Source organism: Sphingobium sp. EP60837 (assembly GCF_001658005.1).
In the GTDB taxonomy this organism is placed as follows: Bacteria; Pseudomonadota; Alphaproteobacteria; order Sphingomonadales; family Sphingomonadaceae; genus Sphingobium; species Sphingobium tyrosinilyticum.
In genome coordinates, this window is record NZ_CP015986.1 from 1575183 (window position 1) to 1593738 (window position 18556).

The 18556-nt window shown below is 63.7% G+C and carries 13 protein-coding genes; 6 read left to right on the forward strand and 7 right to left on the reverse strand.

Going from position 1 to position 18556, the window contains the following annotated elements:
* Nucleotides 1–3: 3 nt before the first annotated feature.
* On the reverse strand, nt 4–1281 hold the full coding sequence (gene purD / locus EP837_RS07690; protein ID WP_066528957.1) for a phosphoribosylamine--glycine ligase: 1278 nt from the start codon (nt 1279–1281) through the stop codon (nt 4–6).
* Nucleotides 1282–1288: 7 nt separating this feature from the next.
* Between purD and xseA the strand changes: the two genes are divergently transcribed.
* The 3 genes from xseA (at nt 1289) to EP837_RS07705 (ending at nt 6563) form a co-directional block, all read left to right on the forward strand.
* Entirely contained in the window at nt 1289–2794 is a 1506-nt protein-coding gene (gene xseA, locus EP837_RS07695) for an exodeoxyribonuclease VII large subunit (RefSeq protein WP_066526079.1), read from the forward strand.
* Nucleotides 2795–2828: 34 nt separating this feature from the next.
* A complete protein-coding gene (locus EP837_RS07700) occupies nt 2829–3041 on the forward strand; it encodes a DUF2093 domain-containing protein (protein WP_066526082.1) in 213 nt (70 codons plus the stop codon).
* A 450-nt stretch (nt 3042–3491) separates the two neighbouring features.
* Nucleotides 3492–6563: a TonB-dependent receptor domain-containing protein gene (locus tag EP837_RS07705; protein WP_066526085.1), complete on the forward strand. Its 3072-nt coding sequence runs from the start codon at nt 3492–3494 to the stop codon at nt 6561–6563.
* Nucleotides 6564–6664: 101 nt separating this feature from the next.
* Here EP837_RS07705 and clpB read toward each other — a convergent pair whose 3' ends face one another.
* The gene (clpB, locus tag EP837_RS07710; RefSeq protein ID WP_066526088.1) at nt 6665–9244 is read right to left on the reverse strand and encodes an ATP-dependent chaperone ClpB; all 2580 of its coding nucleotides are present in this window, start codon (nt 9242–9244) and stop codon (nt 6665–6667) included.
* 93 nt (nt 9245–9337) lie between these two features.
* A complete protein-coding gene (locus EP837_RS07715) occupies nt 9338–10975 on the reverse strand; it encodes a M28 family metallopeptidase (protein WP_066526089.1) in 1638 nt (545 codons plus the stop codon).
* Nucleotides 10976–11124: 149 nt separating this feature from the next.
* On the opposite strand from EP837_RS07715, the gene EP837_RS07720 reads away from it, so the two are divergent.
* From EP837_RS07720 to EP837_RS07730, 3 genes are all read left to right on the forward strand, one after another.
* Complete coding sequence (locus EP837_RS07720; RefSeq protein ID WP_066526092.1) at nt 11125–13986, forward strand: M16 family metallopeptidase; 2862 nt, start codon at nt 11125–11127, stop codon at nt 13984–13986.
* A 21-nt stretch (nt 13987–14007) separates the two neighbouring features.
* On the forward strand, nt 14008–14310 hold the full coding sequence (locus EP837_RS07725) for a hypothetical protein (RefSeq protein WP_066528958.1): 303 nt from the start codon (nt 14008–14010) through the stop codon (nt 14308–14310).
* A 110-nt stretch (nt 14311–14420) separates the two neighbouring features.
* Nucleotides 14421–14870: a MarR family transcriptional regulator gene (locus EP837_RS07730; RefSeq protein ID WP_066526094.1), complete on the forward strand. Its 450-nt coding sequence runs from the start codon at nt 14421–14423 to the stop codon at nt 14868–14870.
* Between the two features lie 315 nt (nt 14871–15185).
* Here EP837_RS07730 and pal read toward each other — a convergent pair whose 3' ends face one another.
* Genes pal through tolR form a run of 4 tightly spaced genes read right to left on the reverse strand, consistent with a single transcriptional unit; the run spans nt 15186 to nt 18496 of the window.
* Nucleotides 15186–15701 (reverse strand): peptidoglycan-associated lipoprotein Pal, encoded by a 516-nt coding sequence (pal, locus tag EP837_RS07735; RefSeq protein ID WP_066526097.1) that lies wholly within the window; start codon nt 15699–15701, stop codon nt 15186–15188.
* Nucleotides 15702–15725: 24 nt separating this feature from the next.
* On the reverse strand, nt 15726–17048 hold the full coding sequence (tolB, locus tag EP837_RS07740) for a Tol-Pal system beta propeller repeat protein TolB (protein WP_066526100.1): 1323 nt from the start codon (nt 17046–17048) through the stop codon (nt 15726–15728).
* Nucleotides 17045–18013, reverse strand: coding sequence for a cell envelope biogenesis protein TolA (locus tag EP837_RS07745; RefSeq protein WP_066526103.1), 969 nt, complete (start codon nt 18011–18013; stop codon nt 17045–17047). Before EP837_RS07745 ends, tolB begins: the two co-directional genes overlap by 4 nt.
* A gap of 18 nt (nt 18014–18031) precedes the next feature.
* Nucleotides 18032–18496: a protein TolR gene (gene tolR, locus EP837_RS07750; RefSeq protein ID WP_066526107.1), complete on the reverse strand. Its 465-nt coding sequence runs from the start codon at nt 18494–18496 to the stop codon at nt 18032–18034.
* Between the last annotated feature and the right edge of the window lie 60 nt (nt 18497–18556).

Genomic DNA, 18556 nt, shown 5'->3' on the forward strand with positions numbered 1-18556 from the left:
GCGTCAGCGCCCCTCCCGCTCCACTTCGCGCCAGCCAATGTCCCGGCGGCAGAAACCGCTGGGGAAATCGATCGCATCCACGGCCTGGTAGGCTGCCGCCTGCGCCTCGCCGACGCTGCTGCCGCTCGCGGTCACGTTCAGCACCCGCCCGCCATTGGCGACCAGCTTGCCGTCCTTCCCCACCGTCCCTGCGTGGAAGACTCGCGCGCCGCCCGCTTCCGCCGCCTCGATGCCGCCAATCGCGCCACCCTTTTCCGGCGTTCCCGGATAGCCCTTCGCCGCCATCACCACGGTTAGCGCCGTCCGATCGGCCAGCTGCACCGGACCCTGCTCCGCCAGCCGCCCCTCGGCCACCGCGAGCAGCAGTTCGACCAGATCGCCGTCGAAGCGCAACATCAGCACCTGGCATTCCGGGTCGCCAAAGCGCGCATTATATTCGATCAGCTTCGGGCCTTCGTCCGTCAGCATCAGCCCCGCATAAAGAACGCCTGTATAAGGCGTCCCTTCCGCCGCCAGCGTATCGACGGTCGGCCGGATGATCTTTTCGATGACTTCGGCTTCCAGTTCAGGCGTCAGCACGCGCGCGGGGCTGTATGCGCCCATGCCGCCGGTATTGGGGCCGGTGTCGCCGTCGCCCACGCGCTTATGGTCCTGCGCGGAGCCAAAGGGCAGGATCGCGCTGCCATCGGTGAGCGCGAAAAAGCTCGCTTCCTCGCCGCGCATGAATTCTTCCAGCACCACTTCTTCGCCTGCTGCGCCGAACGCACCGGAAAACATGGTGTCGAGCGCCTTCAGCGCCTCATCCCGCGTTTCCGCGATGATGACGCCCTTGCCAGCGGCCAGGCCATCGGCCTTGATCACTACCGGCAGGCCAAAATCTTCCAACGCCGCGATCGCGCCATCCTTGCTGTGAACGCGCTCATATCCTGCGGTCGGGATATTCGCCCGCTTGCACAGGTCCTTGGTGAAGCCCTTCGAGCCTTCCAACTGCGCCGCCTTCTTGCCGGGCCCGAACACCGGATAGCCCTTCACCCGAAGATTGTCGGCGAGGCCATCGACCAGCGGCGCTTCCGGCCCGATCACCACCAGCCCGATCGCATGGCGCAGGCAGAAATCCACCACGGCGCGATGATCCGTGACATCCAGATCGACCAAGGTCGCATGCTGGGCTATGCCGGGGTTGCCGGGCGCTGCATAAAGGGTCTTGAGGCTTGGCGATTGCGCCAGCTTCCAGGCCAAAGCATGTTCGCGGCCGCCGCTGCCCAACAGAAGGATGTTCATTTCGCCCATGTCCCCGGAATATGAAGCTGGTTTCGATGCGTCGGGCCGCCTGTTAGCGGAGGAAAGGGCGGGCGACAACGCGCCGCCGCTCTCGGTGAGCGAATTGTCGGCCATATTGAAGCGCACGGTCGAGGACCGCTTCGGCTATGTCCGCCTGCGCGGCGAAATCTCCGGCTTCAAGCGCGCGGCTTCCGGCCATCTTTATCTCTGCCTCAAGGACGACAATGCCGTGATCGACGGCGTGATGTGGAAGGGCGGAGCCGCGCGCCTGCCGTTCGCCCCGCAGGATGGGGTAGAGGTGATCGCGACCGGCAAGCTCACCACCTACCCCGGCCGCTCCAAATATCAGATCGTCATAGAGCGGATGGAACTGGCGGGCGAAGGCGCGCTGATGGCGTTGCTCGAAAAGTTGAAGCAGAAGCTCGCTGCCGAGGGGCTTTTCGACCGCGACCGCAAACGCCGCCTGCCCTTCATGCCGCGCACCATCGGCGTCGTGACCTCGCCCACCGGCGCGGTCATCCGCGACATATTGCATCGCCTGGAGGATCGCTGCCCCACCAACGTCCTGCTCTGGCCCGTGCTGGTGCAGGGACAGGGGGCGGCCGAACAGGTCGCCCGCGCCGTGCGCGGCTTTTCTGACATGAAGGCCGGCGGCCCGCACCCCCGGCCCGACCTCGTCATCGTCGCGCGCGGCGGCGGCTCGATTGAGGATCTGTGGAGCTTCAACGAGGAAACCGTCGTCCGCGCCGTCGCCGAATGTTCGATCCCGATCATCTCGGCGGTCGGTCATGAAACCGACACCACGCTATGCGATCATGCCGCCGACATGCGTGCGCCCACGCCGACCGCCGCCGCCGAAATGGCGGTCCCGGTCCGCGCCGATCTGATCGCGATGCTGACCGAGCAGGGTCTGCGCATGAACCGCGCAGTTCGGCGCGGCGCTGCGCAGGCGCGCGAGCGGCTCGACATGCAGGCTCGCCTCATGCCCACGCCAGACACGCTGCTCGCGCCGCAGCGGCAGCGGCTCGACCAGCTCTCCGACAATCTAGGCAACTGCCTGCGCCACCGCCTCGCCGACGCGCGCGGGCATCTGGGGCAGGCCGGCGGTGCGCTTCGTCCCGCGCTCCTCCAGCAATATCTGAACCGGGCCAAGGAACGGCTCGACCGCCTCCGCCTTCGCCCGGATTATCTCACCCGCGTTTTCCATGACCGCGCCACGGCCTTTGACCGGCTCTCGCGCCTGTTCGTCTCGGTCAATCCCGACCTTCCCCTCCAGCGCGGCTTCGCGCGCGTCATGGCCGGGGATCGCCTCGTCAAGACCACCGCCGACGCCCGCGCGGCAGGGGCCGTCTCGCTCCATTTCGCCGATGGCGCGGTAGGGGCAGTGATAGAGGGCGGCTCACCCCCAACACCCCTTGAGAAGCCGCCAAGCCAAGCTATATCCCCTTCATCCCGTCCCGCCCGCAAACCGCAGGAGAGCGGGGAAACCCGGCAGCAGGACCTTTTTTCCTGATGCCGCCGAAAAGCGAAAAAGGCCGCCTGATCCCATGCTGATGTCCAACCGTGATCGCCCGGCCCGGCTGCATTATATGGCCTACAGCTTCCGCGTGCTGCAGGCGGGCGACCATGTCGTCTGCGCCGTCACTGGCCAGAAGATTCCGCTCGATGACCTGCGCTATTGGAGCATCGCGCGCCAGGAACCCTATGCCAGCGCCGAAGCTTCCGCCCAGGCCGAACTTAAGGCCCGCGCCCCGCACTGAAAAGGCTAGCGCTACGCCGCGCCTGCTGGCAGCGCCGTCTTTCAGCCCTGATTTCCCCTCGGGACTACGCAGAAACGAGTCGCGCATCACCCGCGTCTTTGTCGCCGGGCGCATGCCTGCTCGCTGACCCCTATTGCCTCCGCGCAACTTATCCCCTTCCGCCCGCGCGCTGCCCGCAGCAAAGTTCTGCGGGCTTTCGCAGCGCTGTAACAATGTTATTAAACGGTCGTAAAAGTCCCGTTTCTAGTCGATGTGGCAAATTTACGACAGTGCAACAGCAAATTTAACCGCCGCCAGCAACATTGCTTTACACTCTTAAAACGACTGCGCAGACTGATGCGGCACGGATGAAGAGGGGTTTGCTGTCGGGCTCCTAACGCCCCTCTTCATGCGTCGAAAAGCGAAGGACGTGGGCTGCGCCTGCGTCGCTCCAGAGCAAGGGACTGGACTGTGAAGACACTCTCGAACAATTCGTGGCTGCGCGGAAGCGCGGCGCTGCAGGCGCTTGCATATGCGGGCGCCGGTTTTGCGGCCCTCGCCGCGCCTGCCTTCGCGCAGGACACTCCCGCAGGCACCGTGGCTGAAGAGCCTGAGGCCACCATCATCGTTACCGGGTCGATCCTGCGCCAGGACGTGAACAACACGCCTTCGCCCGTCTCGGTCCTGACCTCCGAATCGCTGGAACAGCGGGGTATCCAGACCACGCAGGAAGCGCTGCAGCGCATCTCGTCGAACAACGGCGCGGCGCTCACCAACAGCTTCTCGGCCAATGGCGCGTTCGCGGCAGGTGCGTCCGCGGTCTCGCTGCGCGGCCTCACCACCAGCTCGACCCTGGTCCTGTTCGACGGCCAGCGCGCCGCTTATTATCCGCTGGCGGATGACGCGACCCGCAACTTCGTCGATCTGAACACCATTCCGGACGACATCGTCGATCGCGTCGAAGTGCTGCGCGATGGCGCGTCGTCCACCTATGGCGCAGACGCCATCGCAGGCGTCATCAACGTCATCACCAAAAAGCAATTCAAGGGGATTGGCGGGCGTGTCGAAGCCGGCATCACCGAACGGGGCGACGGCGAAAATTACCGCGCTACCCTGACGGTCGGCACCGGCGACCTTGGCCGTGACGGCTATAATATCTACGCCAGCGGCTTCTGGTATCGCCAGAACGCCCTCTACAACCGCGACCGGCCTTATCCCTATAATTCGCAGGACCAGTCGGGCATTTGTCGCGATGGCGTCTGCGGTCCGCAGGTCGGGCCCAATGGCGGTTCGATCAACCCGTCGAGCACCGGCTATGTCGGCTGGGCCGACGCAACGGGGACGAGCGACCGCCGCTCCTTCGCCACCACCTTCTTCGTCGCGCCGACCGACTCCAACAGCGCGCTCGACGATCCGCTCGGCCGCTATCAGTTCCTCAATCCCGCCGCAGGCTGTATTGCCGGAGAGACGCCTTACACCCTGACCGCGGCTGAACTGGCGGACACCGACCAGAATGCCTTTGCGCCCACGACGGTCTGCCAAGGCGATCTGGTGCGGCAATATGGCGTCATCTCGCCACGGATCGAACGCTTCGGCGGCGCGCTCAAGGCGACCGTCGCCGTCACCGACGACATCGAAGCGTCATTCACCGCCAATTATCTGCAGAGTAAGGTCAGCTACAGCGGCGAACCGGCGACGATCCGCGCCAACGGCCCGGCCGGCATCGCCTTCCCACGCTTCAGCACCTATAACAGCGGCCCGCCCAACGCGCCCGGCTCCTTTGCGCTGGCGCTGCCGGTCTATGTGTGCCCGCTGGTCAATGGCCTGCCCCAGCCGAACTGCGACGCCACCAACGGCACGCTCAACCCCAACAACCCGTTTGCCGCGCAGGGGCTGCAGGCCCGAATCCTCGGCCGCATTCCCAATCTGACCGAATTTAACGAAACGATCAGCCGCACCTATCGCGGGGCTTTCTCCATCGCGGGGCCGGTCACCGACAATTGGAATTTCGCGGCGGACATTGTCGGCATGGTCACCGACCTTACCCGCACATCGACGGGCTATGTCTATATCCAGAACCTGCTGAATGTGGTCGCCGACGGCAGCTATAATTTCGTCAATCCGCTGTCGAACAGCCAGGCGGTGCTCGATTATCTGTCCCCGGACAATATCACCAAGTCGAAATCCGAACTTTATGCCGCACAGATAAGCTTCAACGGCACGCTGTTCGAATTGCCTGCTGGGCCGGTCCAGCTCGGCTTCGGTGGTCAGATTCGCCTGGAATCGATCGATGCGCCTAGCGCCAACGCCGACTTTGCCGGGCCTACGCAGCGCTATTTCGTCCTGAATGCCTTCGGCACGAAGGGTGAGCGCGTCGTTCGTTCGGGCTTCGTCGAACTGAACGTCCCCGCCTTCGAAGGCTTCGAAGTCAACGCCTCGGGTCGCTACGATAATTATAACAGCGGGCAGGACGCTTTCTCGCCGAAGGTCGGTTTCCGCTACAAGCCGATCGATGCGCTGACGCTGCGCGGCACCTGGTCACGCGGCTTCCGCATCCCCAGCTTCGCGGAAGCCAACGCGCTGCCGACGACGGGCTTCGTCAACAACACGGCATCGACCTTCCCGGAATCCTATCTGGCGCAATTTGGCTGCACGCGGGCGACCTTCACCAGCTGCCCGACCTATCTCAGCTCCAGCAGCTATGGTCAGACCCAGCTCGCCAGCCCGGATCTGAAGCCGGAAAAATCGACCAGCTGGACGGCGGGCGTCATCTTCGAACCGACGCGTAACATCCGCCTCAGCGTCGATTATTACAACATCAAGAAGAAGGGCGCGATCATCCCCGCGCCGTTCGGCCCGGCTTTGGCAGCCTATTATTCGGGCCAGGCGATCCCGGCGGGGTACAACATCATCCAGGACTCCCCCGATCCGCAAAATCCCGGTGTCCTGCCGCGCGTGGCCTATGTCCAGGCGCCGCTTATCAACGCCAACACGATCCGGTCCGAAGGTCTGGACTTTGCCGCGACCGGGCGGTTCAACTTTGGCGATGTTCGTTTCACCAGCTCGGTGGAGGCGACCTACATCATCAATCTGGACACGACCTTCGCCGACGGCAGCCGCGAAAGCTATGAAGGGACGATCGGCAATTACAGCCTGACGGCTGGTTCCGGGACGCCCGAATGGCACGGCAGCTGGACCAACACGCTGGAATGGAACAAGTGGACTATTTCGGCGACGGCGGAATTTTTCGGCGGCTATAATCTGTCGGCAGAAGACGTCGAAGGCCCCGGAGCGTCGGGCGGTTGCGGCATGCTTTCGCCGCAGTTCGTCAAGTGCAACGTGGACGACTATATCACCGTCGATCTCACCACCAGCTACAAGCTCAACGACAATTTCACGCTCTATCTGAACGTGCTCAATGTCTTTGACGATCTGCCGCCGATCGATCCGGTCACCTATGGCGCGAACAACTACAACCCGGTTCAGGGCGGCACCGGCATCTACGGCCGCGCCTACCGTCTGGGCGTCAAAGCCAACTTCTGATCGAAGCGATCAGGGCTAAAAAGGGGAGGGGCGCCGGTCATTCCGGCGCCCCTTTTTACGTGCTTAAGTCCCCGCACCTGAAGGGGAGTCGTGTATGGCCGTCACCCCACAGTTAACTGAAGCGCCCCATCGCCTTCATCCACCTTCACCCGCGACCCATCGGGCACTTCACCGCGCAGGATCAGGTCGGCCAGCGGGTCCTGCAGATAGCGCTGCACCGCCCGCTTCAGCGGCCGCGCGCCATAGACCGGATCATAACCGACCCGCCCGAGCCACGCCCGCGCGCCGTCCGTCAGGTCCAGCACCACCTTGCGGTCCTTGAGCAGTTTCTGCACCCGGCCGACCTGGATATCGACGATCGGGGCCATATGGCTTGCGCCTAGGCGATGGAACAGGATCACCTCATCCAGCCGGTTCAGGAACTCCGGCCGGAAATGCGCCCGGACGATGTCCATCACCTGATCCTCGACCTTCTCCACCGGCTCGTCGTCGGCAAGGCTGGCGATGAACTGGCTGCCCAGGTTCGACGTCAGCACGATGATCGTGTTGGTGAAGTCCACCGTCCGGCCTTGCCCATCGGTCAGCCGGCCATCGTCCAGCACCTGCAGCAGCACGTTGAACACATCGCCATGCGCCTTCTCAACCTCGTCGAACAGCACGACCTGATAAGGCCGCCGCCGGACCGCTTCGGTCAGCACGCCGCCTTCCTCATAGCCGACATAGCCCGGAGGCGCGCCGATGAGGCGGGCGACGCTGTGCTTCTCCATGAACTCGCTCATGTCGATGCGCACCATCGCGCTGTCGTCGTCGAACAGGAACCCGGCGAGCGCCTTGGTCAATTCCGTCTTGCCGACGCCCGTCGGGCCCAGGAACAGGAAGGAGCCAAGCGGCCGGTTCGGATCCTGCAAGCCCGCGCGGGACCGGCGCACGGCGGTCGCCACGGCCTTCACCGCGTCGGCCTGCCCGATGACGCGCTTGCCAAGCTCTTCCTCCATGGCGAGCAGCTTCTCGCGCTCGCCTTCCATCATCTTATCGACCGGAATGCCCGTCCAGCGCGACACGACCGAAGCGATGTCCTCGCTCGTCACTTCCTCGCGCAGCATCGCGTCTTCTGTAGCGCCTTCCACTTCGGCGATCTTCCGCTCCAGCTCCGGGATGCGCCCGTACGCCAGTTCGCCCGCTTTTGCGAGGTCGCCCGCCCGCTGCGCCTGCTCCAGTTCGACGCGGGCGGCGTCCAGCTGTTCCTTCAGCTTGCTCTCGCCCGCGATCTTGTCTTTTTCCGCCTGCCAGCGCTGGGTCAGCGCCGCCGACTGTTGTTCCAGATTGGCAAGATCCTCCTCCAGCGCGGCCAGCCGGTCCTTCGACGCCTTGTCGGTCTCTTTCTTCAACGCCTCGCGCTCGATCTTCAACTGGATGATCCGCCGGTCGAGATTTTCGATCTCTTCAGGCTTACTCTCCACCTCCATGCGCAGGCGGCTCGCGGCCTCGTCCATCAGGTCGATCGCCTTGTCCGGCAGGAAACGGTCTGTGATGTAGCGGTTGCTGAGCGTCGCCGCGCTGACGATCGCGCCATCGGTGATCCGCACGCCATGGTGCAGCTCATATTTTTCCTTCAGGCCGCGCAGGATGGAGATGGTGTCCTCCACCGTCGGTTCGCCCACGAAGACAGGCTGGAAGCGCCGCTGGAGGGCCGGGTCCTTCTCCACATATTTGCGATATTCATCGAGCGTCGTTGCGCCGATGCAATGCAGTTCGCCGCGCGCGAGGGCGGGCTTCAGCAGGTTGCCCGCGTCCATCGCGCCTTCGGACTTCCCCGCGCCGATAAGCGTGTGCATCTCGTCGATGAACAGGACGATCTGGCCTTCCGCGCCCTTCACCTCGTCCAGCACGCCTTTCAGCCGTTCCTCGAACTCGCCGCGATATTTGGCGCCCGCGATCAGGCTTCCCATGTCGAGCGCCATCAGCGTGCGGTCCTTCAGCGTGTCGGGCACGTCGCCATTGGCGATGCGCAGCGCCAGGCCCTCCGCAATGGCGGTCTTGCCGACGCCAGGGTCGCCGATCAGCACAGGGTTGTTCTTTGTCCGCCGCGCCAGGATCTGGATCGTGCGCCGGATCTCCTCATCACGCCCGATGACCGGGTCCAGCTTCCCTTCCCGCGCCGCTTCGGTGAGGTCGCGCGCGAACTTCTTCAGCGCGTCATAGCGATCCTCCGCACCCACCGTATCGGCCGTGCGGCCACCGCGCAGATTATTGATCGCCGCGTTCAGGCCTTCCGCCTTCACGCCCGCCGCCGCCAAAGCCTTGCCCGCCGCCGTCGTGGTCGCAAGGGTAAGCGCCAGCAACAGCCGCTCGACGGTGACGAAGCTGTCCCCCGCCTTGGCCGCGACCTGCTCCGCGCTGTCAAGCACCCGCACCGCGTCATTGTCCAGCCCCGGCGTCTGCTGCGCCCCGCTGCCCGATACTGCCGGCACTTTGGCCAGCGCCGAGTCGGTCTCGCGCACCGCCACCGCCGGGTCGCCGCCCGCAGCCTTGATCAGGCCAGACGCCATGCCTTGGCTGTCCTCCAGCAGCGCTTTCAGGAGATGCTCCGGGCTGATCCGCTGATGGCTCATCCGGATCGCGACGGTCTGCGCCGATTGCAAGAAGCCCTTGGCGCGGTCAGTGAATTTCTCGAGGTTCATGCCATCCTCTCGGGGTCTATGATGTCAGCCATGTAGTGTTGCTAAAAAGACACACAAGGGGCGCTTCTCCAAAAAGCTTTTCAATTCTCTATTTTATTGACGGTTTGCCGCCTTCTCCGCCGCCGGCGCAAATTCATCCCCAAAAAAATCCCCCAAATACCATCGCGGCGCTTCATCAGAATCGGCGATTTCCCGGGCAATCGCATAATTCACCCGCGCGAATTTCGCCGCCGCCTCCCAATGGAAAGGCAAGCTCATCTGATCGGACGGCTGATGGTAATCCGTCTTCAAAAAATGCCTGAAAGCCTCTCGCCCCTGTCCGGCAAAGCCCGTCATCAGGAAGACGGCGGGAACCCCTTCTTGCACGAAGCGATAATGGTCCGACCGCGTGAACAGCCCCTCATCCGGCAGCGGGTCCCGCGACAAGGTGATGCCCGATTGCTCGGCCGCCTTCCGGACAATCGGCCCCAGCGTCGAATGTTCAGCGCCAAAGGCTATCACATCCTTAAAATCATAGGTCAGGATCGGCATGTCGAGATTGACCACGGCCACCATTCGCCCGCCGCTGGGCGTCACCGGATGCTTCGCCAGGAACTGCGAACCGAGCAGCCCGTCTTCCTCCGCCGTCACCGCAGCAAACAGGATAGACCGCCGCGGCCGCTTGCCCTCTTGCGCAAAGACCTTGGCCACCGCCAGCATGGTCGCGACGCCAGCCGCGTTGTCCATCGCGCCGTTATAGATCTTGTCCTGTCCCTTGGCTCCCGGCCGAATGCCCAGATGGTCGAGATGGGCCATCAGCAGCACATATTCCTTCGCCAGTGCAGGGTCAGACCCCGGCAACAGAGCGAGCACATTGCGGCTTGCGGTAGTCCTGACCCGGTTGCTTCGTTCCAACCGCACCGTCGGCCGAAGCGGAAAGCCCTTCATCCGCATGCCTTTCGCCGCCTGCTTCCGGACTATCTCCAAGGACGACCCCGCCCCCGCCAGCAAAGCCTCGGCCGCCGCGCCATTGGCATAGGCGCTCGCGACGACGGCTGGAGTCCGGCTAAAGCTCCGCCCATCCACATCCGCCCAACTGACTGCAGGGTCGCCCCCTCGCTCGCGCAGCCTAGCCCAGGGAACGCGCGCCAACTGATTCTCGCTGGGGATGGTGATGAGACCGATCGCGCCTGCCGCCTGCGCAGCCATCACCTTCTCCGCCGCCAGATGCGCGCCTATTTCGCTCGGCAACCCTGTTGGCGCGCCGGAAAGCGCGACCGCGAATTTTCCCTTGAGGTCCAGCCCGGCATAATCGTCAATCTTCTCGCGCACTGACGCGACGCCGTGGCCGACAAACACCGCCTGCGCTTCTATGCTTTGCCCGGGCTCGCGACCAAAGGCGCTAATGACGACGTCGTCGCCATTGTTGAACCGTCTGCCGCCGATGGTGAGCGATGGCGGCGCATCCTTGTCGAGTTCGGCGATGGTGAGCGTCACGGGCTGATACCAGCTTCCCGGCAAAGCCTGCTGCAAGCCCAGAGCTTCGAACCGCGCAGCGACATAGCGGGCGGCAAGGTCATAGCCGCGCGTTCCTGCGTCCCTCCCTTCCAGCAGATCGTCGGCCAGAAACCCCACATCTGCGCGCATCTCGCCGCTGGAGAGGGCAGGCGGCTCATCCTTGGCTGCAGGGGCTGGGCCGGAGATAAGGAGGGAGAGCGCACAAGCGGAAATCAGGCAGCAGCGCACACCCATCAGGTTTCACCCTCTCTCTTGTCGGATCATGAGGTTATCGTGCGACGCTCCCCTGTCCAGCGGAATGCGTATTGCGTGCCTAAAACGCCCCGCTATGCTGCGCCCATATCTGGCGTGCGGCCGCATGCCACTGATTTCATGAGGCGCTGATGACTCTTCCTCCTCTCTCGCGCCGGCTGATGCTGGCGCTTGGCTTGTCCTCTCTCGCGCTCGCACCGATGGCGCCTGCCATTGCCGCGCCCGGGGTAGCTGCGCCTGCCCCGCTCTCCAGCCTGATCTCGGCGGTCGATATTCCCTATCAGCAGTTCACGCTTGAAAACGGGCTGCGCGTCATCGTCCATACCGATCGCAAGGCTCCCGTAGTGGCTGTTTCGATCTGGTATCATGTCGGGTCGCGTTTCGAGCCGCAGGGGAAGACCGGCTTCGCCCATCTTTTCGAGCATCTCATGTTCTATGGATCGGAAAATGCGGACGGCCCCTTCTTCGGGCGGCTGGAGGATATCGGCGCGACCGATTGGAATGGCACCACCTGGTTTGATCGCACCAACTATTTCGAGACGGTGCCGACAGGCGCGCTCGATCGGGCGCTGTTCCTCGAAGCCGACCGGATGGGCCATCTGTTAGGGGCTGTCACCCAGACCAAGCTCGATACCCAGCGCGGTGTCGTCCAGAATGAAAAGCGGATGGGCGAGAATGAGCCCTATGGCCTCGTCGAATATGCCCAGCTCGCCGCCATGCTGCCGGACGGGCATCCCTATCGCCACTCGACGATTGGCTCGATGGCGGATCTGAACGCGGCCAGCCTTTCCGATGTGCAGAATTGGTTCAAGACGCATTACGGCCCCAATAATGCCGTGTTGGTCCTTGCCGGGGACATTGACGTCCCCACTGCAAAGGCGAAGGTCGAGAAGTGGTTCGGCAAAATCGCGGCTGGTCCCGCGCCTAAGGATGTCGATGCGACGGTTCCGACGCTCGACAAGGACGTCGAGAAGGTGATGCACGACAATGTCGCCGCCACCCGGCTCTATCGCAACTGGATCGTCCCCGGCGTCAATTCGGCGGAGCTGCCTCAGCTTGACCTTGCCATGGCGGTATTTGGCGGCCTCAAATCCTCTCGCCTCGACAATATCTTGGTGCGGGGAGAGAAGGTTGCTGTTGGCGTCAAGGCGAGCATCCAGCCCTTTGAAAAGCTCTCGATCGCGGAGATCACGGTCGATGTGAAGCCGGGCCAGGATGCTGTGGCCGTGGGCCGACGACTTGATCAGCTGCTCGCCGACTATCTTGCCAAGGGACCGACGAGCGACGAAGTGCAGCGCGCCGCTACCCAGCAGCTTTCAGGCACCATCGGGGGCTTGGAGAAGGTTGGCGGCTTCAGCGGTAAGGCGGTGACGCTGGCGGAGGGCGCGGTCTATTCAAATGACCCTGAAAAATATAAGAAGGACCTCGCGCTCTACGCGACTGCCACGCCGCAGTCGGTGACCCAAGCTGCGCGCAAATGGCTGGGACGGCCGGTGTTCCGGTTAACGGTCGCGCCCGGTGAGCGTTCGCCCGAGGATAATGCGCTGGCGGGCAATGCGACCCATCATCCCGCCTATTTTCGCGATCCCAAGAAACCCGCGCCGGTTGCCGTCACGCCGCCACCGCCTACCAAAGTCGCGGAGCCGGCGATCGAGCCGGTCAAGGATCTGGAATTTCCCGTGGTTGAGCATGCGACGCTGAAGAACGGCATACCAGTGGTCTTCGCGCGCCGTGCGACTGTGCCGGTGGTCCGCGTTTCGGTGTCCTTCGATGCGGGCAATGCGGCCGATGACAAGGCGAAGCTGGGCACGGCGGGGCTGGCCACGGCGCTGCTCGATGAAGGCACGAAGACGCGCAGCTCGATCCAGATTGCCGAGGAGCAGGAGCGGCTGGGCGCTTCGATCAGCGCTGGCAATGGCATGGATAATACCAATGTCGGCCTTTATGCGCTCAAACCCAACCTCGACGCATCGCTGGGACTGTTGGCCGATGTGATCCGCAATCCCGCCTTCGCGCCCGCCGAGGTGGAGCGCCTGCGCGGGCAGCTGCTGACCCGGATCGCAGCGGAAAAGACCGAACCGATGCCGATCGCGCAACGCCTGCTGCCGCCGTTGCTTTACGGGCAGGCGCATCCCTATGGCATCCCGTTCACGGGCTCTGGCACGGAGAGCGGAGTGAAGGCGGTGACGCGGGCGGACTTGGTCGCGTTCCACGACAAGTGGCTACGTCCGGACAATGCGACGATCTTCGTGACCGGCGACGCCACGTTGGCCGATGTGATGCCGCTGCTGGAGAAGCGCTTCGGCAACTGGAAGGCGCCCAAGATCGCGAAGGGCACCAAGCTCTTCCGGACGGATCGGATGATGCGGCCGTCGCGGATCATATTGGTGGACAAGCCACAGAGCCCGCAGTCGATGATCCTCGCCGGGCTGCTCACAGGGAAGCAGGGAACCGACAATCCGGTAACGCTGATCACCGCCAATGAGGTGTTGGGCGGCAGTTCGACCTCTCGCCTAATCATGGATCTGCGCGAGACCAAAGGTTGGGCCTATTCGGCGGGGAGCGCGCTGCCCGGCGTCAAGGAGACGATCCCGCTGCTGGTCTTTGCGCCTGTGCAGACCGACAAGACGGGCGAGTCCATCGTCGCTGCGCGCAAGGACATTGCCGACTTCCTGACGAGCAAGGGAACGACGCAGGCCGAGCGAAACCAGACGATCAATAGTCAGATCCTCTCGCTGCCCGGGAGTTTCGAGACCTCGTCCGATCTGCTGGGAGCGATGATGCGCAACCGGCTGCTGGGGCGGCCCGACGATTTTTATGAGAAGCTGCCGGCGATCTATCGGGCGATGACTCCGGCAGACCTGGACAAGGCGGCGCGCGAGGCGATCAATCCGGATCGGCTGATCTGGGTCGTGGTGGGCGATGCGAAGCTTGTGCGGCCGCAGCTTGACGCGGTGGGCCTGCCGGTCGAGATGGGCACATTGGCCGACTGACGGCAGATAAGGAGAATGACGATGGCTGGTGTCGATGGAGCCTATGATTGCGTGGCGAAGACGCCGCTGGGTGAGCAGAAGGGCGTGCTGACGGTCGTCAGTTCGGGTGACAGCTTCCATGGCACCTTTGCTGGGATGATGGGATCGCTGGATGTGGCCGAAGGGAAAGTCAGCGGCAACAAGCTGACCTGGAAGATGAACATGACGATGCCGATGCCAATCACCATGGATTGCGAGGCTGAGGTTAGCGGCGATAGCATCAGCGGAACGATGCAATTGGGCGCTTTTGGAGCGGCTGGCTTTTCAGGGACGAAGAGGGCCTGACATCCGGGATTCCGGGGGTTTTGGAACTCTCGGAATTTGAATGCGAAAAGGAAATAGCGACTTAAACGGGATTTTTTGACACGGTTAATTTAGTTGGCTATCTAAATATCATGTCTCGGTCGGAACTTACGCAGTCTTTGACGCAGAAGATGCCGCAGGTGGTTCGCAGTTGGCGTGGACTGGCGGACGAGGCGTTGGCCGAATTTCGCGTGTCTAACAGCGCGGGATGGTGCCTGGTCCATCTTGAGCGGCTGGGGCCGGACGCACGGCAGGCGGATCTGGCTGAATTGCTGGGAATTACCCAGCCATCGCTGGTGCGGACGCTGGATCAGCTGGAGGCGATGGCGCTGGTCGAGCGGTTGCCCAATCCCGATGACAAAAGATCGAACCGCATCGCTTTCACCCCGGCAGGAAGAGAATTAGCGGGGCGGATCAAGGAGCGGCTCGATGGCTTGCGGCGCGAATTGCTGGACGGCGTGCCAGATGCCGCGATCGAAATTAGCGTCAACCTGATGGAGCTTCTCGGCCGCCGGATTGCCGAGCGCCGACAGCGGTCATGATCGCTCGTTTCGGCTGACGTTAACGCTGGGCCAATGCCCGTCGCAGTGCATGGCGGGTATCGCTTGTCGGTGTTATTGGGACTGAGCAGCCCGCGCCTATCACTGATCGCTGATCGCCAATGAGCGAGTTCGCGAGCTTTCCTTATGGGACGATCGCGCAGCTAGCGCGGGTGGTCGTTCGGGCCAGGAAAAAGCCCGCCGATCATGGGACCGGCGGGCTCTCCTGAAGCATTGGTGCGACCCGAAGGCTTCAAATTTCCTGTGTCTGCTGCATTTTCCGGGCCGTCAGGCGAGGGCCACCTGACATGGAAATGCTCAATATTGAACCGTGACGGTCACCGCGCGGCGGTTCTGTGCCCAGGCGGCTTCGTCCGAGCCGAGCGCGGCGGGACGCTCCTTGCCGTAGCTGACCGTGTTGATGCGGCTGGGATCAATGCCCAGCGAGGCGAGGTAGTTTTTCGCGGCGTTGGCGCGGCGTTCGCCCAGAGCGATGTTGTAGTCGCGGGTGCCGCGCTCGTCCGCATGGCCTTCGATCGTGACGCGGACATTGGGGTTCTGCTGCAGCCAGGCTGCCTGGCTCTGCAGAGTCTGCTGGTCCTGGGCATCGACATCATATTGGTCAGTGTCGAAGAAGATGCGGTCCGACGAAACGGAGGCGACGAAATCCTCCTGGCTGCCCTTGGTGGGGCCACTCGTGGCAGGACCTGTGCCGGTTCCGCTCTGCGCGCTGGTGTCGGCGGGCGGCGGGGGAAGGTCCTTGGGCGCCTTCTTGCCGCAGGCGGCGAGCGCCAGGACGGACACGGCGATCAATAGGGGGCGATTGAGTTTCATGAGGGTCTCCTAAAAGGGGATGGATCAGGGAAGCAGCGGGCCCCAGGCGGGGTCGGAGCCGCTCAAGGGCGTGGGAATGCGGCGTTCGTTGACGCCGGTAAGATCGACCTGCCAAACCTGGCTGGAGCCGTCGCGGCCGGGCGAGGTGCGGAAATATTGCAGGACGCGGCCGTTGGGCGACCAGGTCGGCTGCTCATCCTGCCAGCCATTGGTCAGGATGCGCTCATTGCCGCCGTCCGGCGTCATGACCGCAATCTTGAAGTCGCCGCTGATCTTGGTGAAGGCGATCAGGTCACCGCGGGGGCTCCATTCGGGCGTGGCATAGCGGCCGCCGCCATGGCTGATGCGGCGCTGGCCGGAGCCATCGGCGTTCATGACATAGATTTGCTGGCTGCCCGAACGGTCGCTTTCGAAGACGATCTTCGTGCCGTCCGGCGAATAGCTGCCACCGACATCGATGCCGGGTGCGGTGGTGAGGCGAACAGGCTGGCCGCCCTGCGCCGAAACACGGTAGATGTCGGTATTGCCCGCAGCGGCCATGGAAAAGAGGATGTTGCGGCCATCGGGCGACCAGCGCGGGGCGAAGGTGGCGTTGTTGCTTTCCGTCACCAGCTTCTGACGGCCGCTGCCAATGTCATAGACATAGATGCGCACCCGGCTGCCGAGATAGCTCACATAGACGATCGACTTGTAATCGGGGGAGAAGCGCGGGGTCAGCGCGATCGACTGGCCGTTGGTGATGAAGCGGTGGTTCGCGCCGTCCGAATCCATGATAGCGAGGCGCTTGGTGCGGTTCCCCTTCGGCCCGCTCTCCGCGATATAGGCGATCCGGCTGTCGAAGAAGGGGCTTTCGCCCGACAGGCGCGCATAGATGGCATCGGCGCATTTATGTGCGGCCCGGCGCCAGTCGCGCGGGGCGACGACATAGCCCTGGCGGGTCAGTTCCTGTTTGAGCGCGACGTCATAGAGATAGCAGCCGACAGTGATGTCGGCTTCTCCGCCGGTCGTGCGCACGAAGCCTTGCACCAACGCCTGATAGGCGCCCCATTTGTCATAAGCGGGGCTGGTGACTTCGGGGAAGGAAATGGCCGGGATGCCGCCGGGGCCCGACGGATCGAACAGGCCCGAGCCCTTGAGGTCGGTCGCGATCACGTCGGCGATCTTGCGGCCGAGTTCGGTCGAAGAACCCGCCGGCGTCGAAACTTCCGCCTGCGCGGGCAGGGCGGGAACGACGATCTTCAGATTGCTGTCGATCTCACCCGTCACATCGACGGACAACTGGGCGAGCGCGGGAGGGGCAAAGGCTGCGCAAAGGGCAAGCAGTGCGGTTATTCCGAAGCGTTTCATCGCGCTTTCCTTGCATAGACTCTGAGGGGTTTGAGCCAGTTCCACTGGTCATAATATTCGGCAGGCAGATTCTGGAACGGGGATGCCTGCATGACCGCCTGGATGGCCCGTTCCTTGTAAACGGAAACCTGGGGCCGATTGCTGTCATTCACCCCCTGGACGTCGATGACTTCGGGCCTTCCTATCACCCGCCCGTTGCGGTCCAGCTTTACGTCCAGGAGGGCGACGAGCAATTCGACATCAGCGCCCGATGGCAACCGAAGGTGCGGATAGATTTGATTGCTGATCACATTATTGAGCGCGGCCTTCTGCGCCGGGCCCATGGTGGCGGCTGGCGGGGGCGCGGGTTTGCGCGGAGCGTCGGACTCGGCGTCGATGCCCTTGAGGAAATCCTTGCCGAGCAGCGAGCCCTTGGGCTTTTCCGCCTTGCCTTGGCCGGAGGCGCGGGCCGGGGCGTCCCCCTTCGCCTTGGGCGCGGGCTTTTGCGACGCCTTGGCGGGCGCAGGCGCGACGGCGGCAGGCTTGGGCTTCTGCGGGGCGGGCTTTTGAGCGGGCTTTTCAGGCGCGGGCTTGGGCTTGGGCGCGGCCTTGGGCACATCCCTCTTGGGCGGTGCAGGAGTGGGCTTTGGCGCCGGTTTCGCGGCTGGCTTCGGCGGCGCAGGCTTTGGCGGTGGCGGAGCGGGGAGGGGTTCCGGTTCCGGCATGGGCGCTGGTTCGGGAACGGGCGCGGGGGCGGCGTCCTCGGTCGGACCTTCCTCTGGCGCGACGCTGGGCGGCGGAGGCTGGGTCGAGACCTGCGGCGCCATGGACTTCAAGTCCACTTCGTCCACCAGGCTGACGTCCATGGGGGGGGAGTTGAGCTTCAGCGGATTGGGGGTGGCGAGGAAGCCGACCGACAGCAAGCCGAACAGCAGGACATGTCCCGCCGTCGCAACGCCAAGGCCGATTTTCTCCGCGCGTTCCATCGCCTGGTCCTATGGCCCCTATTCTGAACCGCTGGTGACGGCGTTGTCATTGCCGCCGGTGCTGACGAGCGCCACTTTGTTGAGGCCCGCGCGGTTGAGTTCGCCCATGACACGCATGACGCGGCCATAGTCGAGGCCCGTGTCGGCGCGCAGGAAGATTTGCGGCGGCTCCGCCTTGCCCGCATTGGCCGAAACGATTTCAGCGAGGCGGTTGGGAAGGTCGGCGTCGCTGATTTCGGTTTCGTCGATATAGAGGCCGCCGTCGCGGTCAATCGAAACCACGGTCGGCTTCTGGTCCTGGTCCAGCCCCTTGGCGCGCGTTTCGGGCAGGTTCACCGGCACGCCGGTGACGAGCAAGGGCGCTGTCACCATGAAGATGATGAGCAGGACGAGCATGACGTCCACCAGCGGGGTGACGTTGATGTCCGCCATCGGCGCGCGGCCGCGGCCTCGGCGATGGGAGGGAGGGCCGGACATGGCCATTTACAGGACTCCCCAAACTGTTGGACGCAAACCTGTCCCCGTTCGGGCTGAGCCTGTCGA

Bases quoted from the DNA above. Each gene is read 5' to 3' on its own strand.
- purD (WP_066528957.1), bottom strand. From the start codon at position 1,281: ATGAACATCCTTCTGTTGGGCAGCGGCGGCCGCGAACATGCTTTGGCC.
- xseA (WP_066526079.1), top strand. From the start codon at position 1,289: ATGTCCCCGGAATATGAAGCTGGTTTCGATGCGTCGGGCCGCCTGTTA.
- EP837_RS07700 (WP_066526082.1), top strand. From the start codon at position 2,829: ATGCTGATGTCCAACCGTGATCGCCCGGCCCGGCTGCATTATATGGCC.
- clpB (WP_066526088.1), bottom strand. From the start codon at position 9,244: ATGAACCTCGAGAAATTCACTGACCGCGCCAAGGGCTTCTTGCAATCG.
- EP837_RS07715 (WP_066526089.1), bottom strand. From the start codon at position 10,975: ATGGGTGTGCGCTGCTGCCTGATTTCCGCTTGTGCGCTCTCCCTCCTT.
- EP837_RS07720 (WP_066526092.1), top strand. From the start codon at position 11,125: ATGACTCTTCCTCCTCTCTCGCGCCGGCTGATGCTGGCGCTTGGCTTG.
- EP837_RS07725 (WP_066528958.1), top strand. From the start codon at position 14,008: ATGGCTGGTGTCGATGGAGCCTATGATTGCGTGGCGAAGACGCCGCTG.
- EP837_RS07730 (WP_066526094.1), top strand. From the start codon at position 14,421: ATGTCTCGGTCGGAACTTACGCAGTCTTTGACGCAGAAGATGCCGCAG.
- pal (WP_066526097.1), bottom strand. From the start codon at position 15,701: ATGAAACTCAATCGCCCCCTATTGATCGCCGTGTCCGTCCTGGCGCTC.
- tolB (WP_066526100.1), bottom strand. From the start codon at position 17,048: ATGAAACGCTTCGGAATAACCGCACTGCTTGCCCTTTGCGCAGCCTTT.
- EP837_RS07745 (WP_066526103.1), bottom strand. From the start codon at position 18,013: ATGGAACGCGCGGAGAAAATCGGCCTTGGCGTTGCGACGGCGGGACAT.
- tolR (WP_066526107.1), bottom strand. From the start codon at position 18,496: ATGGCCATGTCCGGCCCTCCCTCCCATCGCCGAGGCCGCGGCCGCGCG.